Source organism: Stutzerimonas balearica DSM 6083, assembly GCF_000818015.1.
Taxonomy (GTDB): Bacteria; Pseudomonadota; Gammaproteobacteria; order Pseudomonadales; family Pseudomonadaceae; genus Stutzerimonas; species Stutzerimonas balearica.
In genome coordinates this window covers 2,558,789-2,577,416 of the sequence record NZ_CP007511.1, presented here as the reverse complement: position 1 = coordinate 2,577,416, position 18,628 = coordinate 2,558,789, and the positions used below count along the sequence as shown (strand labels likewise).

General features: G+C 65.4%; 17 protein-coding genes and 2 tRNA genes. 3 read left to right on the top strand and 16 right to left on the bottom strand.

Features of this window, described 5'->3' with window-relative positions; genetic code table 11:
* Nucleotides 1-11: 11 nt before the first annotated feature.
* The 15 genes from CL52_RS11605 to CL52_RS11535 all read right to left on the bottom strand — a co-directional run bounded on the left by CL52_RS11605 (nucleotide 12) and on the right by CL52_RS11535 (nucleotide 15,533).
* Nucleotides 12-293, bottom strand: coding sequence for a hypothetical protein (locus CL52_RS11605; protein WP_043220758.1), 282 nt, complete (start codon nucleotides 291-293; stop codon nucleotides 12-14).
* A 31-nt stretch (nucleotides 294-324) separates the two neighbouring features.
* The gene (locus CL52_RS11600) at nucleotides 325-1,515 is read right to left on the bottom strand and encodes a glycosyltransferase family 4 protein (RefSeq protein ID WP_043220755.1); all 1,191 of its coding nucleotides are present in this window, start codon (nucleotides 1,513-1,515) and stop codon (nucleotides 325-327) included.
* A 91-nt stretch (nucleotides 1,516-1,606) separates the two neighbouring features.
* Nucleotides 1,607-2,710, bottom strand: a complete 1,104-nt coding sequence (locus CL52_RS11595; protein WP_043220752.1) for a glycosyltransferase family 4 protein — start codon at nucleotides 2,708-2,710, stop codon at nucleotides 1,607-1,609.
* 62 nt (nucleotides 2,711-2,772) lie between these two features.
* Entirely contained in the window at nucleotides 2,773-4,071 is a 1,299-nt protein-coding gene (locus tag CL52_RS11590; protein ID WP_043220750.1) for a glycoside hydrolase family 113 protein, read from the bottom strand.
* Nucleotides 4,068-5,369 (bottom strand): hypothetical protein, encoded by a 1,302-nt coding sequence (locus tag CL52_RS11585; protein WP_052264562.1) that lies wholly within the window; start codon nucleotides 5,367-5,369, stop codon nucleotides 4,068-4,070. Before CL52_RS11585 ends, CL52_RS11590 begins: the two co-directional genes overlap by 4 nt.
* Nucleotides 5,263-6,567 (bottom strand): glycosyltransferase family 4 protein, encoded by a 1,305-nt coding sequence (locus tag CL52_RS11580; protein WP_043220749.1) that lies wholly within the window; start codon nucleotides 6,565-6,567, stop codon nucleotides 5,263-5,265. The genes CL52_RS11585 and CL52_RS11580 overlap by 107 nt, the downstream gene beginning before the upstream one ends.
* A 50-nt stretch (nucleotides 6,568-6,617) precedes the next feature.
* Nucleotides 6,618-7,109 carry a transcription/translation regulatory transformer protein RfaH gene (gene rfaH / locus CL52_RS11575; protein ID WP_043220748.1) on the bottom strand — a complete coding sequence of 164 codons (492 nt, stop codon included), beginning with the start codon at nucleotides 7,107-7,109 and terminating at the stop codon, nucleotides 6,618-6,620.
* 51 nt (nucleotides 7,110-7,160) lie between these two features.
* Complete coding sequence (locus CL52_RS11570) at nucleotides 7,161-7,904, bottom strand: WbqC family protein (protein ID WP_043220746.1); 744 nt, start codon at nucleotides 7,902-7,904, stop codon at nucleotides 7,161-7,163.
* Nucleotides 7,905-7,917: 13 nt separating this feature from the next.
* Entirely contained in the window at nucleotides 7,918-10,119 is a 2,202-nt protein-coding gene (locus tag CL52_RS11565; RefSeq protein WP_043220738.1) for a polysaccharide biosynthesis tyrosine autokinase, read from the bottom strand.
* Between the two features lie 48 nt (nucleotides 10,120-10,167).
* Nucleotides 10,168-11,100, bottom strand: a complete 933-nt coding sequence (locus CL52_RS11560) for a glycosyltransferase family 2 protein (protein ID WP_043220731.1) — start codon at nucleotides 11,098-11,100, stop codon at nucleotides 10,168-10,170.
* 3 nt (nucleotides 11,101-11,103) lie between these two features.
* Nucleotides 11,104-12,633 (bottom strand): lipopolysaccharide biosynthesis protein, encoded by a 1,530-nt coding sequence (locus tag CL52_RS11555; protein WP_043220730.1) that lies wholly within the window; start codon nucleotides 12,631-12,633, stop codon nucleotides 11,104-11,106.
* Between the two features lie 15 nt (nucleotides 12,634-12,648).
* A complete protein-coding gene (locus CL52_RS11550) occupies nucleotides 12,649-13,818 on the bottom strand; it encodes a DegT/DnrJ/EryC1/StrS family aminotransferase (RefSeq protein ID WP_043220727.1) in 1,170 nt (389 codons plus the stop codon).
* Between the two features lie 57 nt (nucleotides 13,819-13,875).
* Entirely contained in the window at nucleotides 13,876-14,652 is a 777-nt protein-coding gene (locus CL52_RS11545; protein WP_043220725.1) for a hypothetical protein, read from the bottom strand.
* A gap of 600 nt (nucleotides 14,653-15,252) precedes the next feature.
* Nucleotides 15,253-15,329, bottom strand: a tRNA-Met gene (locus CL52_RS11540).
* A gap of 127 nt (nucleotides 15,330-15,456) precedes the next feature.
* Nucleotides 15,457-15,533: transfer RNA gene (locus CL52_RS11535), tRNA-Met, on the bottom strand.
* A 391-nt stretch (nucleotides 15,534-15,924) separates the two neighbouring features.
* On the opposite strand from CL52_RS11535, the gene CL52_RS11530 reads away from it, so the two are divergent.
* Together CL52_RS11530 and CL52_RS11525 are read left to right on the top strand one after the other, a co-directional pair.
* The gene (locus tag CL52_RS11530) at nucleotides 15,925-16,251 is read left to right on the top strand and encodes a hypothetical protein (protein ID WP_052264561.1); all 327 of its coding nucleotides are present in this window, start codon (nucleotides 15,925-15,927) and stop codon (nucleotides 16,249-16,251) included.
* Nucleotides 16,252-16,319: 68 nt separating this feature from the next.
* Entirely contained in the window at nucleotides 16,320-17,300 is a 981-nt protein-coding gene (locus CL52_RS11525; RefSeq protein WP_043220722.1) for a tRNA dihydrouridine synthase, read from the top strand.
* A 9-nt stretch (nucleotides 17,301-17,309) separates the two neighbouring features.
* Here CL52_RS11525 and CL52_RS11520 read toward each other — a convergent pair whose 3' ends face one another.
* Complete coding sequence (locus CL52_RS11520; RefSeq protein WP_043220719.1) at nucleotides 17,310-18,056, bottom strand: SDR family oxidoreductase; 747 nt, start codon at nucleotides 18,054-18,056, stop codon at nucleotides 17,310-17,312.
* A 126-nt stretch (nucleotides 18,057-18,182) separates the two neighbouring features.
* Here CL52_RS11520 and CL52_RS11515 point away from each other — a divergent pair, with 126 nt between their 5' ends.
* The gene (locus CL52_RS11515) at nucleotides 18,183-18,626 is read left to right on the top strand and encodes an Hsp20 family protein (protein WP_041104882.1); all 444 of its coding nucleotides are present in this window, start codon (nucleotides 18,183-18,185) and stop codon (nucleotides 18,624-18,626) included.
* The last annotated feature ends 2 nt before the right edge of the window (nucleotides 18,627-18,628 follow it).

Below are 18,628 nucleotides of genomic sequence, written 5' to 3'. Positions count from 1 at the left end.
GGTCTCGCGGATCAGAACGAATACCGGCGCGTATCCACCGGCCTGGGCAGTACCTGCTCGGCGGTCGGTTCGGCGATCACCCGCTGCGTCGGCTGTGGCGGCTGAACGGTTCTTGGTTGCCCGGCCGCGGGCTGGCAACTGGGTGGCGGGGCGCCCAGGTAGCGCGCCGTGGCCGGCGGTGCCTGCAGGCAGGGTGCGGTTGGCGGTGGCGGATCGGCCAGGGCGAACTGGCCGAACAGAAGTCCGATGGCGATCAGCCCGACGGGCCGGGTCCGTTGCGATATGCGGTTCATCCTTGAGTCCTCCCATGCTGTGCCCGATCCGTCAGGCGTGTCTGGCAGCGCTATAGATCGGGGAGACCAGGCGGCTGGCGCTCCCCGTTTGAACATCCTGCAGAGATGCCTCGCGCAGACGCATCTCGACGAACAGGCGGATTTCTTCCTTGAAGCGCTCGGCGGCGAAACGCTCGGCACTGCGTCGGCAGGCCTGCGGCGTGATCCGGCCCTGCTCGCGCTCGAACAGCTCGACGCCGGCGATGATCGAGGCCTGGCTCTGCTCGGCGTAGAACACGCCGGTCGGCTGCTCGTGCTCGAGCCCGCGCACGGTTTCCAGCACGCCGCCGCGGGCAAAGGCGATCACCGGGGTGCCGCAGGCCTGTGCCTCGATGGGGGCGATGCCGAAGTCCTCCTCGGCGGCGAAGACAAAGGCGCGCGCACGCTGCATGTGGTCGAGCAACACCTCGAACGGCTGGTAGCCCAGCAACGTCACGTTGGGCCCGGCCGCCGCGCGGGCCCGCTCCAGCTCCGGGCCGGCGCCGATCACCACCAGGCGTTTGTCGGGCATCGCCGCGAAGGCTTCGACGATCAGCGGAATCTTCTTGTAGGGCACCATGCGCGAGGCGGTCAGGTAGAAGTCTTCCTTGGCTTCATGCAGTGCGAAGGCGCTGGTATCGACCGGCGGATAGATCACCGTGGAGCTGCGCCGGTAGCTCTTGTTGATGCGCCGGGCGATGAAATGCGAGTTGGCGATGAATTCGTCGACGCCACTGGCGGTGCGCTGGTCCCACAGGCGCATGTAGTGCAGCAGGGTGCGCGCCAGCTTGGCCTTCAGGCCACGCTCCAGGTGGGCCTCGTGCAGGTACTGGTGCTGCAGGTCCCAGGCGTAGCGGATCGGCGAATGCACGTAGCTGATGTGCAGCTGGTTGGGCCCGGTGAGCACGCCCTTGGCCACGGCGTGGCTGCTGGAGATCACCAGGTCGTAGGGCGACATGTCCAGCTGCTCGATGGCCAGCGGCATCAGCGGCAGGTACTTCTGGTAATGCGTGCGCGCCTTCGGCAACTGCTGGATGAAGCTGGTGGTGGCGCGCTTGCCGCCCAGGCGCGCGCGGTCCTCGTCGGAGAGAAAGTCGATCACGGCGAACAGATCGGCCTCGGGAAACACTTCGAGCAGCGCTTGCAGTACCCGCTCGGCACCGGCAAAGGTCACCAGCCAGTCGTGGATGATCGCTATTTTCATGGGCAGGTCCTGGTGGGTGGCTGTTGGGCGCACGGCAAGGGGCGGTGCGGCGTGCTTGCGCTCGCCGCATCACGCTGCCGGGCGCGGACGGTCAGTGGCGGGTGGCGCTCAGGCCTACCAGCTGGCGGGGGCTGCGCTTGCCGGTCAGCACCTGGTCGATCAGGTCGGAAACCTTCAGCGCCGAGCTCTTCCAGGCGAAGCGGGCGACGTTGGCACGCCCCAGTACGCGCAGGTCGTTGCGCAGCTCGGCGTTCTCCAGGATGCGACGCATGGCCAGGGCCATCGAACTCAGGTTCAGCGGGTCGAAATACAGCGCGCTGCGGCCAAGAACTTCGGGGATCGACGCGCTGTTGGCGGCGATCACCGGGCAGTCGCAGGCCTGTGCTTCGAGCGGCGGTATGCCGAAACCCTCGTACAGCGAAGGGAAAACGAATGCGGTCGCGCCCTGGTACTGCTCGACCAGCTCCTCATCAGTCAGCCGGCCGAGCAGGCGGATGCGTGGATGCTGCGCCAGGTCGGCGTTCAGGCCGGCAAACACGCCATGGGCGTCGCCGACGATGTGCAATTGCACATCGTCAAAGCCCTGCAGGCTGAGAAACGCGTTGACCATGCGTGCGAAGTTCTTGTGCGCGTTGTGCGAGGACACGGCCAGCAGGTAGGGCGTGGGTTCGTGGCAGCCGCTGGCACAGAACGGCCGGAAGGCCTCGGACACGGCGTTGGGCACGATGCTGATCTTGTCGAACGGGTAGCCGTAGTGGGCGCTGATCTCCTCACGGGAGAACTCGCTGACGGTCATCAGCGCGCGGGTGCGCCGCAGCAGCAGCGGCATGATGTTGCAGTAGAGCAGGCGAAAGGCGCGCGAGTAGCTCTCCGGGTAGCGCACGTAGGTGATGTCGTGGTGCGTGACGATCTGGTTGGCATAGGCCAGCGGCGCGGTGTTGCACAGCGAGACCAGGGGTGGGCGGCCGTTGCGCAACAGCCACAACGGCAGGTCGAGCTGTTCCCAGAGGTGGCCGCGGTTGTGGCCGATGACGCGGGCGTTGAGCCGCTCGGCGGTCTCGTGCCGGGTGATGTTGGCCGGCGTGACGAATACCAGGTCGTCACGCAGGCTGGCGAGCTCCAGGCTGATCTGTTCGGCGAAGCGTTGCACCCCGCGGGTCTGCTGGGTGAGAAAACGCGCGTTGATGACGATCATCTCGTCTACTCCCTGTCGTTTTTATGGTGGCGGCACGTCCCTGTGCCACCTCCAAACCGGTCCTATTCGTCGCCTTCCGTTAGCGGATTCAGGCTGAACACTTTCGGAAAGGCGCCGAGCTCGACCTTGACCGAGCAGGCACTGCCGTCCGCTGGGCAGTTCCATTGCGCCTGCCCGCTGTGGCGGCCGAGCAGCGGCTGCGCGGTGTCGATCAGTTGCAACCGTCCGCGGCGTGCCGCCGGCGCTTCGAGCAACAGGCTGGTAGGCTCACCGGCGCTCCAGCCGACCAGCACCTCGTCACCTTCGTGGCGGAAGCGCAGCAGAAACACGTCCCGGCTGCGGCGCCGCTCCTGGCCGAGGTATTCGTAGTCGCGCACGATGGGGCTGATGGCGGTGAGCACGCGGTAGGCCGGCTTGGGCTGGTAGTCGTGGCGCAACAGGCCGAAGTTGTGCTCGCGCTCGCGGCGGTCGGTGCCGTCGTTGCGCAGGTCGTACCACCACATGCCGCGGATGCTCGGCAGCGTGCGTGCGAGGAAGAAGCTGCGCGCCAGGTAGGCAGCCTGGGTCTGTTCGTCAACGCCGCAGGCACCCTGGTGCGACGGCCAGGCCATCTCGGTGAGGTACAGCGGCGCCGGCCGGCCGGCGGCGAGGGTCAGCTCGCGGTCGACATCGTCGAGCCAGTCGATCCAGGCCTCTGGCGTGTTGCGTCCACGGCCGCGGCAGTGCACGTAGGGATGCAGCGACAGCCCGTCCACGCTGTTGAGCACACCGTTGTCGATCAGGCGGCGGGCAAAGCCGCTTTCGATGCCCAGGCTGGTGACCGCGCCGGCCAGCACTCTGGCCTGTGGATCACGCTCGCGGATGATGCCGGCAGCATCGGCGACCAGCCGCGCATAGTCCTCGGTGAAGGCGGGGCTGACCGGGTCTTCGACGTCCCATTCGTTCCACACCTCATAGAAGCTCACCTGCCCCTTGAGCGCCTCGCCGACGAAGCCCACGTAACGATTGAACGCGGCGCGCACCGGTTCGCTGCGTGGCTTCTGGCCCTCGGCATGAAAGGAATTGCCATAGCCGAGGATGAACAGGCTCTGCAGCCCGCTGGCCTGGGTGTCTTCGAGGTAGCGATACCAGTGGCGCTCGATTTCCAGTTGGTCGCGCTGGCGCTCGACGAACGCCCAGTGCGCATCGGTGCGCACCGACTCGATGCCGGCGCGCTGCATCAGGCGGTTGGCCGGGCTGTCTGGCTGGCCACGGTGCAACTCGTGCGAACAGACGCCGACGATGAAGGCGTCCTGCGCCAGCGCCATCGGCGCCAGGCTCAGCGCGGCTGCCAGCAACAGCGGGTTGAACCGGGTGCTCATGAGCGCTCTCCCTGCCACTGCGCCGCGGCCGGCAGCGTCCCCAGGCGCAGCCCTGTGCGGGTGGGGGCCAAGGCATGCGCGGCGGCGAGCCCGAGGAACAGGGTGGCGACCGTGACTTCAGGGATGTCGGTGGCCCAGCCGATCAGGCATACGCAATAGGCGCAGCCAAGCAGCGCATTGCGCAGCCGTGTATCACGCGCCTGCAGCCGTAGCAGCAGGCCGAACTGCAGCAGGTACAGGCCGATGCCGAACACCCCGAGCATGCCCCAGAGGTAGAGCGCGGTATTGTCGGCGATTGCCAGCAGCTCGATGCCGGGAATGGGAAAGGTCGCCGCGCCACTGCCGACCGCGCCGAAGCCTGCGCCCAGCCAGCCCCAGCCCGAGCCGACCAGCTCGGCGATGAAGTTCGGCCAGCTGTTGACCAGCCGATCGGCAAAGGAAGCCAGCATGCTGCGACTGGCGGCCGTATGGGGTTCAAGGTTCAGCACCAGGCTGGCGAACGGCAGGGCGATACCGCCGAGCACGGCGAACAGAAAGGCCGAGGCGCTGGCGAAGCGATAGGCGGCGATCACCAGCATCAGCAGGGTCAGCACATAGGCCGCCATGGTCGATTTGTTGGTGCTCAGCACGATTGCCGCCAGCGAAGCCGCATAAAGCAGCAGCCGCGCCAGCCGTGAGCGGGTGAAGGCGGCGAGGAACAGGCTGTACATGGCGATCATGACCGACAGGCTGGTAGACATCCTGGCGAAACCGCCGATCCGGTCGATGTCCTCCATGCCCCAGGAACGGTTGCCGCTCAGCTCGACATTACCCAGCAGGTAGCTGTAGCCCTTCCAGGGCACGCTGGTGAACAGATCGAGCGCGATGCCGACGAACGAGGCCAGCAGGCAGAAGCCGATCACTCGCACCAGCAGCTTCAGGCGTGTCTCGAGGTGGCGCCCGCAGAACAGGCCGAACAGCAGCGGCAGGTACATGAACAGGGCGAAACCCAGGTTGCGGATGTCCGCCCCGTGCAGCATGGCCAGCTGCGTCGAGAGCAGCAGGCCAAGCAGCGCCAGCCACAGCAACGGGTTGGCCCGGTAGCTCGGCAGCTCGACGGCGATGGCCGCCAGGCAGGCGAGCTTGGGCAGGTACAGCAGCCAGGACACCCCGGCCATGTCCAGGTAGTAACGCAGCGCGCCGGAAAAGGTTTCAGTCAGCAGCAACGACGCAGCGATCAAGGTGTACAGGCTCGACTTGTCGAACGCCAGCGGGTTCGGCTGGGCTGGGCTGGGGCTCAGTGGAGGGCTCTGATTCATGGCGGGCACTCGTTCCTTGAAGTGTGCGCAGCAGGATGTCTTGGTACTCGTCGAGCATGCGTTCGGTGTCCAGCAGCGGCAGCACGCTCTCGCGCGCCTGGCTGGCCAGGCGCGCCCGCAGGTCGGCGTCGAGGTACAGCCAGAGCATGGCGATGGCCAGCGAGTTGGGTTCGTCCGGGTCGCAGAGCAGCCCGTTGAGCTGATCGACGACGATCTCCGGCAGGCCGCCGCGCCGCGTGGCGATCACCGGCACGCCACTGGCGCAGGCCTCCACGGCAACCAGCCCGAAGGGTTCTTCCCACAGCGAAGGCACCACCAGCACGTCGATGCCCTGCAGGAAGCTGGCGCTGTCGCGATAGCCGACGAAGCTCACCTTGGCCGGGTCGGCGAGCGTCTTGAGCTCGGCTTCGTAGTCGAGCTTGCCGCGCCCGGCGATCACCAGGCGCGCGTCGATGCCCAGCTCGTTGAACTGTTGCAGCAGCCAGCCGACACCCTTGTTCGGCGACAGGGTGCCGATGTAGCCGAAACGCAACGGGCCGTCGGCGCGCGGTTCGCTGGCCACGACGGCCGGCGGCCGGGCGCGGTTGTGCACCACGTGGCGCTGCGCGCTCTCGAAATAGCCGTGCGCGCAGACCCGCTCGAGCAGCGCCTGGCTGACTGCGATCACCGCGGCCACCTGGGCCGAGGCCTGCATGTGGCCCAGGCGCAGCGCCCTGCAGGTCAGGCACTGGCGGGCACAGGAGTGGCCGTTGGCGAACATGGTGTCCTTCGGGCAGAGCAGGTAGTGATCGTGCAGCACCTGGACGATCGGCAGGCCCGCGGCGCTGATCTCGTCCCAGGCCGACACCGACCAGCCGGTGAGGTTGTTGCTGAGCACGATGTCCGGCCGCTCCAGTTCGAGCACCTGGCGCAGGTGCTGGCGCATGCGCGAGTTGTAGCGGTCCAGGTAGTGCCAGCGCAGCCGGGCAAGACGGTTGGGGCGCTTCTGCGTGTAGTGCCAATAGAGGTTCTCCAGGCCGGCGCGGTAGACGCGCACGTCGCCCTCGGTGCCCGCGTGCAACCCCGGCGTCGGGGCGGTCGCCAGCACGCAGACGCCGCAGCCCCGGCGCTGCAGGCCCTCGGCCAGCTGGCGCACCACGATTTCGGCGCCGCCGCCGATGTGCGGGGCATAAAGCGTATTGAGAATGAGGATTTTCATGTCGCGCTACTCATGGTGCGCCAGCGGCCGGCGTGCGAGGGCAGCCGGGGCTAGGCGCTCGAATGCAGGAAATGGTTGGGCACGCGGACTTTCTGTTGTCGTTGCAGCAGATTCAGCAGGATCACCGAACGCTGCTCACCGTCGGGGGCGACGAAGATCGCTTCGAGGTCGTGAAAGCTGTCGCCGCTGACCTGTACGCGATCGCCGGCCTTGAACGCCGCCGGGGTGCGTTGCCGTGCATGCCGCTCGACGCGCTCGCGCAGCTCACCGATCAGCGCATCCTGCACCGGGGTCGGCTGACCGCCGAATGCGACGATTCGCGCGACGCCGCGGGTGGAGCGGATCGGATACCAGTTGTCCTGCAGGTGGTCGAGACGGATGAACAGATAGCCGGGAAACAGCGGTTCGCTGCTGCCCTGGCCACGCTCGATGAGCGGTCGGTAGCACTCGAATGCCTGGCGCTGGAGGTTTTCCTCGGCGCGTGCCTCCTGTCGCGGCCTGGTCTGCACCAGATACCAGCGGGGTTGTGCGGTGGCGGTCATGGTCGTCCTTCTCCGTGTGATACGGCGTCCTTGCCTTGACGTTGGCAACATTCAGGCCACGCGGCCCTCCGGTTCGGTCTCGCGCCCCTCGAGCGCGGTAAAGCGGGGCAACAGCCGCTGGATCTCCTGGCGACTGTTGAACATCAGCACATCGATGATCGACAGCGCCGGCACGAACGGATGGCCCAGCTGCGGGTAGCTGATGTCATCCATCTTCAGGAAGCGCAGCAGCAAGCCGTGCCGGCGAAAATGGGCGGGGCTGTACAGCTCCATCCCGCCGATCGGGTTCAGGTAGAGGTCGCCGCGAAGGCGATGCATGAGCTGCACGACGCGGTCCTGCTTGTCGGTCGGTGGCGGCAGGTCGAATTCCGATGCGCGATGGATCGGCGTGCGGATGTCCAGGTAGCGGCAGATCTCGCGGATCGAGTTTTCCGCGAACAGCGCCAGGTTGGGTTCGGCGAAGGCCAGTATCCGCTCGACCTGTTCGACCACCGCATCGCGGTGCGGCGCGCGCGCATAGGCATTGCGCAGCAGGCGCAGAAAGCTCGCCGATTCATGCGCGAAGTGCTCGCTCAGATAACGCTCGTTGATCGGCGTTTCGATGCTGGCCTTCTGCAGGCCGAAGCTGAACAGCTTGGGTTGGCCCTGGCAGAGCACCCGGTTGCGATTGACCCACGAGCCCTTGGAATACTGCAGGTTGTCGCCGAGCACGAAGGCGTCGGAGGCGGCGATCAACTGAAAGTAGCCGAGGTAAGGGAACAGGTACGGCTGCATCATTCCGATGGTTCTGAACATGTCCGCTCCTTGGTCAGGCTTTCTGAGCATAGCTGTAGTAACCGTAAGCGCCGGTGTCGAACGCCGAGTTCGACGCGCGCCGCTTGACTCCGTTGAGGATGGCCCCCTTGACCAGTACGCCGTTCTGGCTGAGCCGCCGCTTGGCTGCCTCGATCTGGGCGGCCGTGCTCAGGCCGAAACGGGTCACCAGCAGCGTGGTGCCGGCCAGTTGCGCGACCAGGACCGCGTCGGTGACCGCCAGTACCGGCGGCGTATCGACGATGATCAGGTCATAGAAGGCTTCGGCCTCCTTCAGCAGGCGCGCGAAGTTCTGGTGCATCAACAGTTCCGATGGGTTGGGTGCGGCAAAGCCGCAGCCGAGCAGGTGCAGGTTGGGCTGTTCGGTCTGGCTGACCACCTGCGACAGCGCCAGCCCGGAGGCCAGCGCCTCGGACAGCCCGCGCGTGGGCTCCAGGCCGAACGCCCGGTGCAGGAAGCCGCGGCGCATGTCGGCATCGATCAACAGGACGCGCTGCCCGGCCTGCGCGACGACGCAGGCGAGGTTCGCCGAGACAAAGGACTTGCCCACGCCCGGGGTCGGGCTGGTGATGGTCAGCACAGGGTTGCGTGCTTCGAGCATGGCGAACTTGAGGCTGGTGCGCAGGCTGCGCATGGATTCGATGGCCAGGTCGTCGGGGCTGCCGATGCCGAGCAGTTGCGCCCGCCCTTTGCGCTGCCGGCGCGCCTGTTGCTGCTGCACGGAGAAGGGCGTGGCGGCGTACACCGGCAGGCCGAGCTTTTCGATGGCGTCCGGGCTTTCCACGCCGCGGTAGAACGCCTGGCGTACCAGGACCACCAGCGCCGAGACGAACAGGCCGAGCAGCAGGGCGATGGCCACGACCAGCGGGCGGATCGGTCGCGCCGGTTTTTCCACGGGCGCGTAGGCCGTGTCGATGACCCGCACGTTGCCGATGGTGCCGGCGCGCAGCACGTCCTGCTCCTGGGCCTGGTTCATCAGCAGTGTGTAGGTCTGGGTCGTCACTTCGACGTCGCGCTTGAGGCGCAGCAGCTCCTGCTGGGTTTCCGGCAGGGCGTCGACCTTCTTCAGCAGCTGGGCCTTCTGCGCCTGCAGCTGGGCGATCTGCTTCATCAGGGTCTGGAAGATGGGGTGTTCGGGCGTGTACAGGCGGTTGTATTCGACCCGCTTGAGGTTGTGCTCCGACAGCACCGCATCGAGCGCGACGATCTGGTCGAGCACGGCCTTGGTCTCGATGCTGATGTCCACCGACTTGGAGCTGGTCTGGTAGTCGTTCAGCGCCGCCTCGGCCTTTTCCAGCTCGGCGCGCACCACCGGCAGCTGCGAGCGCAGGAAGTCCAGGCGCTGTGCGGCTTCGGCCGAGCTGCGCTCGACGTTCTGGCGCACGTAGAGGCGGCTGATTTCGTCGAGGATGCGGTTGGCGCGATCCGGGTCCGGGTCGCGCAGGCTGAGCTGCATGATTCCCGAGTCCTTGCCGGCTTCGCTGACCTTCAGGCGCTTCTGGTATTTCAACGCGGTGGTTTGCGGGCGTTCGCGCATGAGGTCGAACTCGGTGCCCGGGCGGGCCTCGAGCGCGGCGACCTGCACCGTGAAGCCGGCGTTGTGCACGCTCTGGCCGACATTGCCGCGCAGCAGGAACTCGTCGTCCTCGTCGTACAGGCTGAAGGCCCCGTCGCGGCCGGCGACGAGCGTCAGCTCTTCGCCGTAGTAAGCGTCGGGCACGTCGAGCTGGAACACGTCGATCTTCTCGCCACCCCAGGCGAAGGCGTCCAGGCCCAGCGGTGCCTTGGCCAGCGGGCCGTCTTCGAGCGGGTCGTGATGGCGCGACAGGTAGCCGCCGATCAGCGGCACCTGCCTGGGTTCGGCGGTGATGTACAGCTTGAGGTTTTCCACCGCCTTGCCGAGTACGGCCCGCGATTTGAGCAGCGAGATCTCGGTCATCGCCTGCGAGACCGAATCGGGCCGCGGGATGATCTCCGGCTGGGCGGTGATGCCGACCTTTTTCGTTTCGATCTGGATCATGCCGCTGGCTTCGTACACCGGCGTGGCCAGGATGGCGTAGACGATGCCGAGTGCGGTGAACAGGCCGGTGATGCTGCCGATCAGCAGCTTGTGGTCAAAGGCGGTACGCGCGATTTGCGCCAGATCGATCCGATTGTCGGTTTCGTAATCCAGCGGAGAGCGAGTCAGAGCTGTCATGGATTCGTCCTTGCAGGGGTTGGGCCGGGGGCGGCAGTCCTTGGGGTGTCAGCCTTGTGCCGTGCCAGGGCTGAGCCGGCGCAGCAGGTTGGTGGCGGTGTTGCGCGCCGCATCGAGCAGCGCGCGGGCCTTTCGCGCAGGCGAGAGGAGGGCGAGCGAATGGGTGATGACCTGGGTGAGGAAATATTCGTGGAGCTCCTGGTTGCCGATGCGCTGGTAGTAGCGGGCCAGGCTGTAGTACGCATGCAGCGACATGCGGATGCGCTGTTTGCTGCTGCGCATCGAGAAGATGCCGCCTTCGTGGACGCGATAGGCCGCCGGGGCGATCTCGGCGATGAACTTGCCCTTGCCGTGGGCGCCGAGCAGCGACCACCAGCAGATGTCCAGTACATGCACGTCGTGCAGTTCGGCCGGCAGTTCGTGGATGAGGTTGCGAAAGCAGGTCGTCAGGGTCGATACATGTCGCGCACGCATCAGCTCGCCGGCTCTGGCGTCGCCGCGCAGGCGGCCGGTGAGCTGGGGCGTCTTGAGCACGCCCTGGCTGTTGAACATGAAGGCATCGTGATAGGTCATCACGTAGTCACGGTGGGCTTCGAGGAAGTCCACCTGGATCTGCAGTTTGCGCGGGTCGGTCCAGTAATCGTCGCCTTCGCAGTAGGCGATGTATTGCCCCGCGGCGCGGGCGAACAGGCCGGTGGCGAAGGGCACGCCAAGGGAGAACTGGTTCTGCTGCTGGAGGATGGGCTTGATGATCGTCGGGAAGCGGGCGGCGTACTCGGCGATGATCGTGGGCGTTTCGTCCGTGGACGCATCGTCATGCACGATGATCTCGAACGGAAAGCGGGTTTCCTGCATGAGGAAGCCATCCAGCGCCTGACGGATGAAGGCCGCGTGGTTGTAAGTCAGGCAGACGATGCTCAGCAGCGGGGCGGTCTGGCCATTCCAGCGTGCCAGCAGCGTGTTTTCGTCGATCGATTCCATTCGTCATACGCTCGGTCTGGTGAATGTCAGGTAGAGGCGGTGGCGCAGCGGAGCGAAGCTCGCCGCGACCAGCAGCAGGCAGAGGCTGCCGCTGACCGACAGCGCCAGCAGCGTGTGCAGGCGGTCGTCATCGGCCAGCAGTGCGAACAGCGGCTCGCCCAGCAACAGGCCCAGTGCGGTCATCACGCTGATGCGCAGCACATCCTTCATCCAGGTAATGTGCAGGCCTGGCGCGAAGCGCCGATGGACCACGGCCGGCCAGATGAGGAACGCCAGCAGACGCAGCGCGAACCAGGTGAGCGCGGCGCCCAGTGCGCCATGGGCGAACACCGCCCAGACCACCAGTGGAATGCTCAGCGCCGTGGAGATCAGGCTGTACCAGACGTGCATGCGCAGCTGCCCGTAGGCGTACTGCAGGAAGAACTGGAAGGTGCCGACCGCCATCACGGCACTGCCCAGCGCGTACCAGGCCAGAATGGTCTGGCTCCAGTCGGCGGCGGCGGCGTCCCCGGTCCAGGCCAGCACCAGCTCGCGGGCATGGAAGGCGATCACGGCGGCCAGCGGGAACAGCACGCTGCAGACGAAGCGGGTGGCGTTGAGGTACAGCGCGTGCATTTCGTCGACACGCTGTTCGGCCAGCATCACGGTCATGCGCGGCAGCAGCGCCTGCACCAGCGGGTTGATCAGCGTCAGCAGGCCGTTGCAGATCAGCGCCACCAGTGAAAAGTAGCCGTACTCCTCGAGCAGCAGCTCTTTGGACAGAAGCACCTTGTCCAGCTGGGTCAGCACGACCCAGAGCACCGAGGTCAGCGAGATGCCGGCCGCGAACGGCAGTACCGGGCGCACCACGCGCCAGTCGAAGCCCGTCAACCAGCGTCGGCCGAGCAGTTGCCGATAGGCGCGAGTGGCGAAGATCAGCGTCTCGACAACGGCGACGGCAACCTGGAAGCGGAAGAAATCCAGCGGGTCCTGGCTGATCTCGGCGACCAGCAGCAGGCCGCCGAAATAGCGCAGGGTGGCGATGAGGATGTTCGCACCGTTGATCCAGCCATGCTGCTCCAGGCCCTGCAGGCCGCTCTTGTACAGGGTTGCGTAGAGCCGCAGGGCAACCATCAGGCCCATCAGCCCGACGCATTGGGCGATGGTCGCGGTGTCCAGTTCCTGCGCCTGCAGCCAGTGTTCGGCAATCCAGCGGCTGGACAGACCGATGGCCAGGCAGGTGGACAGGGCGATCGGCAGGAACAGGATCTCGAATGAGCGCAGCAGCCGGCCGGATTCGTCGGCAGGCGGCGACAGTGCCTGCTGGCCCCGGTAGTGCGCCACCTGCCGGACCAGGGCGGGCGACATTCCGGCGTCGAGCAGCTGCAGCCAGGCCTGCAGTACGGCGAAGAATCCGATCAGGCCGTAGGCCTCGGCGCCCAGGTGCCCCAGGTAGAACGGCAGGATCAGGATGCCCACCAGCACGGCATAGGCCTGCCCCAGGTAGTTCAGCCCGCTGTTGCGCAACACCGACAGGCGTTTCGAGTCGTTCATTGGCACGCCCACTGCTCAGGAAATCTGCTTGACCGCTGTCGGGGTGGCGGCCAGCAGGCTGACCGCGTCGACCAGCGGCCGCAGGTAGGCACGGCTGGCCTGCTCGCGCTGGATGGCTTCCTCGATGAGCACCTGCATCACGCGGTTCTGCACCTTGCGCGGCAGGCCGGGATAGATCGGCAGGCACAGCACGCGCCGGCTCAGCGAGCGCGAATGCGGCTGTGGCTCCTGCGGCTGCAGGTAGTCGAGCGTATCGAGCGAGGGGTAGAAGTAGCGTCGCGGATTGATGCCGTGCTTGTTCAGCTGGCTGCGGCTGGCCAGCAGCTGCGCCTCGTCGCCGAGGGCGATCGGGGCGTAGCTGAAGTTGCGTGAGACGCCTGGCTGAATGCGCTGTAGCTGAAAATGGCCCTGCAGATGCCGCTCGTAATGGTGGCTGATCTCGGCGCGACGCTCGAGAATCGACTCGATGTCATCGAGGATGCACAGGCCCATGGCGGCGGCGAACTCGTTGAGTTTCGCGTTGATGCCGATGCCCTGGATGATGTCGGTGTCGACGATGCCGAAGTTGCACAGCAGCCGCACCCTGGCCGCCAGCGCGTCGTCGTCGGTGACGATGGCGCCGCCTTCGATGGTGTGAAACAGCTTGGTGGCATGAAAGCTCAGGGTGCTGATGTCGCCCCAGTTGAACACCGACCGGTCCTTGTAACGCACGCCGAACGCATGGGCGCCGTCGTAGACGACCTTGAGGTTGTGGCGCCGGGCGATCTGCTCGATGCGCTCGACGTCGCAGGGGTTGCCGAACACATGGGTGGCGACGATGGCGCTGGTGTCCGGGGCGATCCGCGCTTCGATCTCCCCGGGGTTCAGGTTCCAGGTGTCGGGGTCGATGTCTGCGAAGATCGGGCGAATGCCTTCCCACTGCAGCGAACTGGTGGTCGCCACGAAGCTGAAGGGGGTGGTGATCGCGCTGCCCGTGATACCCAGCGCGCGGTAGGCGATCTGCAGCGCAATGGTGCCGTTGTTCGTGAGTATCACGTGGCGCACGCCGAGGTAGTCCTTCAGGCGCTCCTCCAGCGCCAGCGACAGCGGCCCATGGTTGGTCAGCCAGCCGCTCTGGTAGATGCGGTCGACGTAAGCCAGGAATTTGCTCTTGTTGCCCAGGTACGCCTTGGTCACGTTGATCATGGAAGAGTCCTTTCCATCAGCGAGTGCCGAACGGTCGATGGGGTGTGGTGCGTGAGATCAGGCGGCTTGTTGGCTGGATTGCGTCGCCCGGCGCGCCCGATGCTGGTTGAACGCGAGAATCAGCGCCGTGGCCAGGCTGCCGGCATGCGGGTCGCCGTAATGGAAGATCAGCGTGCTGCGGCGGGTGGTAGGCGGGCACGGTTCGCTCGCATGCAACGAGCGGTAACCCCAGAACAGGTAGAGGTTGCCGGGCACCAGGCGAATGCGCTGCGGCCGCAGCAGGTGCAGGCGGATGCCGAGGGTGATCAGGCGTTTGGTAAAGGCATTCTGGATAAGCGTTTTCTCGATGACGTTGGCCAGGACGGTGCGGCGAATCCGGCGCCGGTTGGCGAACACCAGGAGGTTGCCCTGTTCACCGGGGGTGGTTGCATCCGGCACCTCGATCGGCAGCAGCGCTGTGACGAAGCTTGCGTCGAAGTGGAAACGATTGGATTCGCTGCGCCCTGATTCGCCTTGCACGCAGCGCAGCACCGGGTGGATGTCATCGGTAAAGGCGGGCTGGCCGGCGCCCTGCTGATACAGGGCGCCGAGCAGACGGAGGAGTTCCGCCGATTCGCTCAGGCCGCGGATGTCGCCCATCGCGACCGCCTTGCTGCCGTGGTAGGCGAAGTACCCGCCCGGATGTGTATCGGCTTCCCGCGCGACGAAGTCACGTAAACGCGCAAGTTGTTCTTCGCTAATGAAATTCTGAATTACCGTAAAGCCGTTATCGTTTATTCCGCTCGCATATTTGGCTGCATTCCGGAATAACTCTGGATTTTCTAAAGAGCGCACGATGACTCTCCGCGGTTCGCAGATGGATGAAGGGCAGGACAGTTTTAATTAAGTAAAAAATCTGTACTTCCAATTAATCGGCGCAAAGCTACCGCCACCCCCATTCATCAAGCGGGGCAATTCAGGAAGTTTCAGGTACTGCTGCCTGGCTCGCCTGCAAGCCACGGGTTTCGGGAGCCTGACCAATCGAAAGGCCATAGCTACCGCACTCGTTACTTCGTCGAGATCTTGTCTGCTGACCAGGAACGTCACGATTCGGCAGGGGGCGAAAGCATGAATGCCTCGCTGGAATCGTTACTACTGCGGAACTTGACCTCTCCCGTTGGTCTTAACTGTCGCGCAGGTCGTTACTCCGTTTTGCGGATATAGGTATCTTGCAAAATGTGACGAAAGTCAACAATGAAGCGCAAAAAATTGTCGCGGCAGTGCAAAGAGCCCGTTTAGCGTTTGTAACGTATTGATTGATAAGTAATAGATCGAATGATCTAGGGCAGCATGTCGCACCTGCCGGCGAACCGGCTGATGGAGCGGCGAGAGAGGGGGAGCCGTAGCGAGCCGAAACGAAAAAAGGCCACTCGATCGAGTGGCCTTTTTCGTATTTGGTTGCGGGAGCTGGATTTGAACCAACGACCTTCGGGTTATGAGCCCGACGAGCTACCAGACTGCTCCATCCCGCGTCTGTGGGGCGGCATTCTACAGCCTCGAAGGCTGCTGTCAACCATCCTGTGCGAAAAACTCATTTTGCCTCAGTCACTTAGGCAGAAATGAAAAAGGGCCGCTATTTCGAGCGGCCCTTCGTGAAACTGGTTGCGGGAGCTGGATTTGAACCAACGACCTTCGGGTTATGAGCCCGACGAGCTACCAGACTGCTCCATCCCGCGACGGCCATTGTACAGCTTTGAGTCTGGCTGTCACGCAAAGAATCCAACGAGGCACGAATCGCGGCATAGCGGTGGGTGGCGTCAGGGGCTCGCAACGGTCCTCGAGGAGAGGGCCGGGCTCGGATAGGCGCGCGTGTCGCCGTCGGGTGATCCGCAGCATGCCCCAGAGCATGGCGGACGCTACTGAGAGCCAACCGAATACCATCACGATAATCATCACCGCGGGCGTCATGCTTCTCGCCTCCATTGAGCCATTCCATCGTCCCTGGGAAATGGACCCCTGCCGAGCGAGACGGTTCAGCTTGCCATCGGTCGTAAAGCGGCGCGCACCGTGCCACTTTCATTGCGGCGCCATTGCCCAAAGGGCAGGGCGTATCGACAGGAGGCACGCATGAAGACTTCTCTAATCGGGCTGCTGGTCTGCACGCTGATGACAGGCGCCATCGGCTATGCGCAGGCCGCCCCGGCCAATGGCTTGCTCGCGCAGAGCATGCGGGGAGCGCCGGTAGACCGGGCCGCCGGCAACGGCTCGATGGGCGCGGGCGAAGGCATCGAGCGGCTGGAGCGCCAATCGATGCCCGATGAGCGCGACGCGCGAGACGACGACGAGAAACGGCGAGCGGCGTCGACCTCGATCGATGATCCGGGGCACGGTGGCAACGAGACCGACATGGAACATCGCCGGCGGCCACACCTGGGTGACGATCGGCGCCCCTGAGCAGGGTGCACGAGCGTCGGGCGAATCCTTACAATGCCGGCCCTTTTCTGATGCTGGCTTGAGATTTCATGCAGATCGCCCTGGCGCCAATGGAAGGTCTTGTCGACGAGATCATGCGCGACGTGCTGACGCGCGTCGGTGGGCTGGACTGGTGCGTCACCGAATTCATCCGTGTCTGCGACCGTCTGCTACCCGAGAGCAGCTTCCACAAGCTTGCGCCGGAGCTGGCCGACGGCTCGATGACGCGCTCGGGTACGCCGATGCGCCTGCAGTTGCTGGGCTCGGACCCGGCATGCCTGGCCGATAACGCTGCCCTGGCCTGCACCCTGGGGGCGCCGGTCATCGACCTGAACTTTGGCTGCCCGGCCAAGACCGTCAACAAGTCGCGAGGCGGGGCGGTCCTGCTTCGTGAGCCGGAGCTGCTGCATGCGATCGTCCGCGAGGTGCGGCGCGCCGTGCCGGCCTCGATCCCGGTGACCGCCAAGATGCGCCTGGGCTACGACAGCCCGGACGGTGCGCTGGATTGCGCGCGCGCGCTGGCCGACGGCGGTGCTGCGCAGTTGGTAGTGCATGCGCGAACCAAGGTCGATGGCTACAAGCCGCCGGCGCATTGGGAATGGGTCGCCAGGGTAGCCGAGGTGGTGCAGGTGCCGGTGCTGGCCAATGGCGAGATCTGGACCCTGGCCGACTGGCAGCGTTGTCGCGAGATCAGTGGCGTGGATGACGTCATGCTCGGTCGCGGGCTGGTGTCGCGCCCTGATCTGGCCCGGCAGATCGCCGCCATGCGTGCCGGCGAGGCAGTGAGCGAGATGACCTGGCAGGCGTTGTTTCCGCTGCTCGCCGATTTTTGGCAACAGGCGCGGCGCAAGCTGGCGCCGCGCTATGCGCCGGGGCGTCTCAAGCAGTGGCTGGCGATGTTGACCCGCAGCTATCCGGAGGCCGTGGCGCTGTTCGCCGAGATCCGCCGCGAAAACGACTGCCAGCGTATCGATCGGCTGCTCGGTGCCGGCGACTCCATGGCGCACGCGCCGGAGCAGGCGCTGGCCTGACCGGGCGAGCTAGCGCCCACCGGCGACATCCAGCAGCGCGCCGCTGGTGTAGCTGGCCTGGTCGCTGGCGAGCCAGAGCACGGCTTCGGCAATTTCCTCGGGCTGGCCGCCCCGTGCCATCGGCACGCTGGCACGCACCCGCTCGACCCGATCCGGCTCACCGCCACTGGCATGGATGTCCGTATAGACGACGCCGGGGCGCACGGCATTGACCCGAATGCCCTCGGCGGCCACCTCCTTGGCCAGGCCGATGGTCATGGCATCGATGGCGGCCTTGGCGGCGGCGTAGTCGATGTACTCGTTCGGCGCGCCGAGGCGAGCCGCCACCGATGACAGGTTGACGATCGCGCCGCCGCGCCCGCCGTGGGCGGTCGACATGCGCTTGATCGCCTCGCGTGCGCAGAGAAAGCTGCCCTGCACGTTGGTGGCGAACACGCGTTGCAGGCGCGCGGCATCCATCTCCTCGAGACGCATCTGGCGCTCGAGCATGCCGGCGTTGTTGACCAGCACGTCGAGGCGGCCGAACTCGCGGTCGATCGCCGCGAACAGGGCGGCAACCTGTTTTTCGTCGGCCACATCGGCTGCGAGCGTGATCGCTCGGCCACCGGCCTGGCGAATCCGCTGCGCCAGCTGTTCGGCCGCGTCGGCGCGTTGCCGATAGTTCAGGCACACCGCATAGCCGCGACGGGCTGCCAGTTGGGCGGTGGCGGCGCCGATCCCGCGGCTGGCACCGGTGATGAGCATGACCTTGTCCATTTCGTCCTCCGATGAATGGTTGTTCGATGCGCCCTTGAAATCTGTCTGGTGGTTCCTATCTAGAGTCGCGTGGGATGCCGAAGTCGGGTCCCGCCAATCACTCGCTGAAATTCAGGAGATACGATCATGACCAGCTTTTCCATGGCTCCGTTGTTCCGTCAGTCCGTTGGTTTCGACCGCTTCAACGATCTGTTCGAATCGGCCTTGCGCAACGAGACCGGCAGCTCCTACCCGCCCTACAACGTCGAAAAGCACGGCGACGACCACTATCGCATCGTAGTGGCGGCAGCCGGCTTCAACGAGGCCGACCTCGAACTGCAGGTCGAGCGTAGCGTGCTGACCATTGCCGGCGGCAAGCGTGAAAAGGACGACGACAACGTCACCTATCTGCATCAGGGCATCGCGCAGCGTGCCTTCAAGCTGTCGTTCCGCCTGGCCGACCACATCGAAGTGCGCAATGCCGCGCTGAGCAACGGCCTGCTCAATATCGATCTGGTGCGCGTCGTTCCGGAGGAAGCCAAGCCCAAGCGCATTCCGATCAATGCTGACCGGCCCGCGCTGGAGGGCTGATC

Coding starts and splice junctions, on each gene's coding strand:
- CL52_RS11585 (WP_052264562.1), bottom strand. CDS start 5,369: ATGAATCAGAGCCCTCCACTGAGCCCCAGCCCAGCCCAGCCGAACCCG.
- CL52_RS11580 (WP_043220749.1), bottom strand. CDS start 6,567: ATGAAAATCCTCATTCTCAATACGCTTTATGCCCCGCACATCGGCGGC.
- CL52_RS11560 (WP_043220731.1), bottom strand. CDS start 11,100: ATGGAATCGATCGACGAAAACACGCTGCTGGCACGCTGGAATGGCCAG.
- CL52_RS11570 (WP_043220746.1), bottom strand. CDS start 7,904: ATGTTCAGAACCATCGGAATGATGCAGCCGTACCTGTTCCCTTACCTC.
- CL52_RS11595 (WP_043220752.1), bottom strand. CDS start 2,710: ATGATCGTCATCAACGCGCGTTTTCTCACCCAGCAGACCCGCGGGGTG.
- rfaH (WP_043220748.1), bottom strand. CDS start 7,109: ATGACCGCCACCGCACAACCCCGCTGGTATCTGGTGCAGACCAGGCCG.
- CL52_RS11600 (WP_043220755.1), bottom strand. CDS start 1,515: ATGAAAATAGCGATCATCCACGACTGGCTGGTGACCTTTGCCGGTGCC.
- CL52_RS11590 (WP_043220750.1), bottom strand. CDS start 4,071: ATGAGCACCCGGTTCAACCCGCTGTTGCTGGCAGCCGCGCTGAGCCTG.
- CL52_RS11565 (WP_043220738.1), bottom strand. CDS start 10,119: ATGACAGCTCTGACTCGCTCTCCGCTGGATTACGAAACCGACAATCGG.
- CL52_RS11530 (WP_052264561.1), top strand. CDS start 15,925: ATGAAGACTTCTCTAATCGGGCTGCTGGTCTGCACGCTGATGACAGGC.
- CL52_RS11525 (WP_043220722.1), top strand. CDS start 16,320: ATGCAGATCGCCCTGGCGCCAATGGAAGGTCTTGTCGACGAGATCATG.
- CL52_RS11605 (WP_043220758.1), bottom strand. CDS start 293: ATGAACCGCATATCGCAACGGACCCGGCCCGTCGGGCTGATCGCCATC.
- CL52_RS11515 (WP_041104882.1), top strand. CDS start 18,183: ATGACCAGCTTTTCCATGGCTCCGTTGTTCCGTCAGTCCGTTGGTTTC.
- CL52_RS11520 (WP_043220719.1), bottom strand. CDS start 18,056: ATGGACAAGGTCATGCTCATCACCGGTGCCAGCCGCGGGATCGGCGCC.
- CL52_RS11550 (WP_043220727.1), bottom strand. CDS start 13,818: ATGATCAACGTGACCAAGGCGTACCTGGGCAACAAGAGCAAATTCCTG.
- CL52_RS11555 (WP_043220730.1), bottom strand. CDS start 12,633: ATGAACGACTCGAAACGCCTGTCGGTGTTGCGCAACAGCGGGCTGAAC.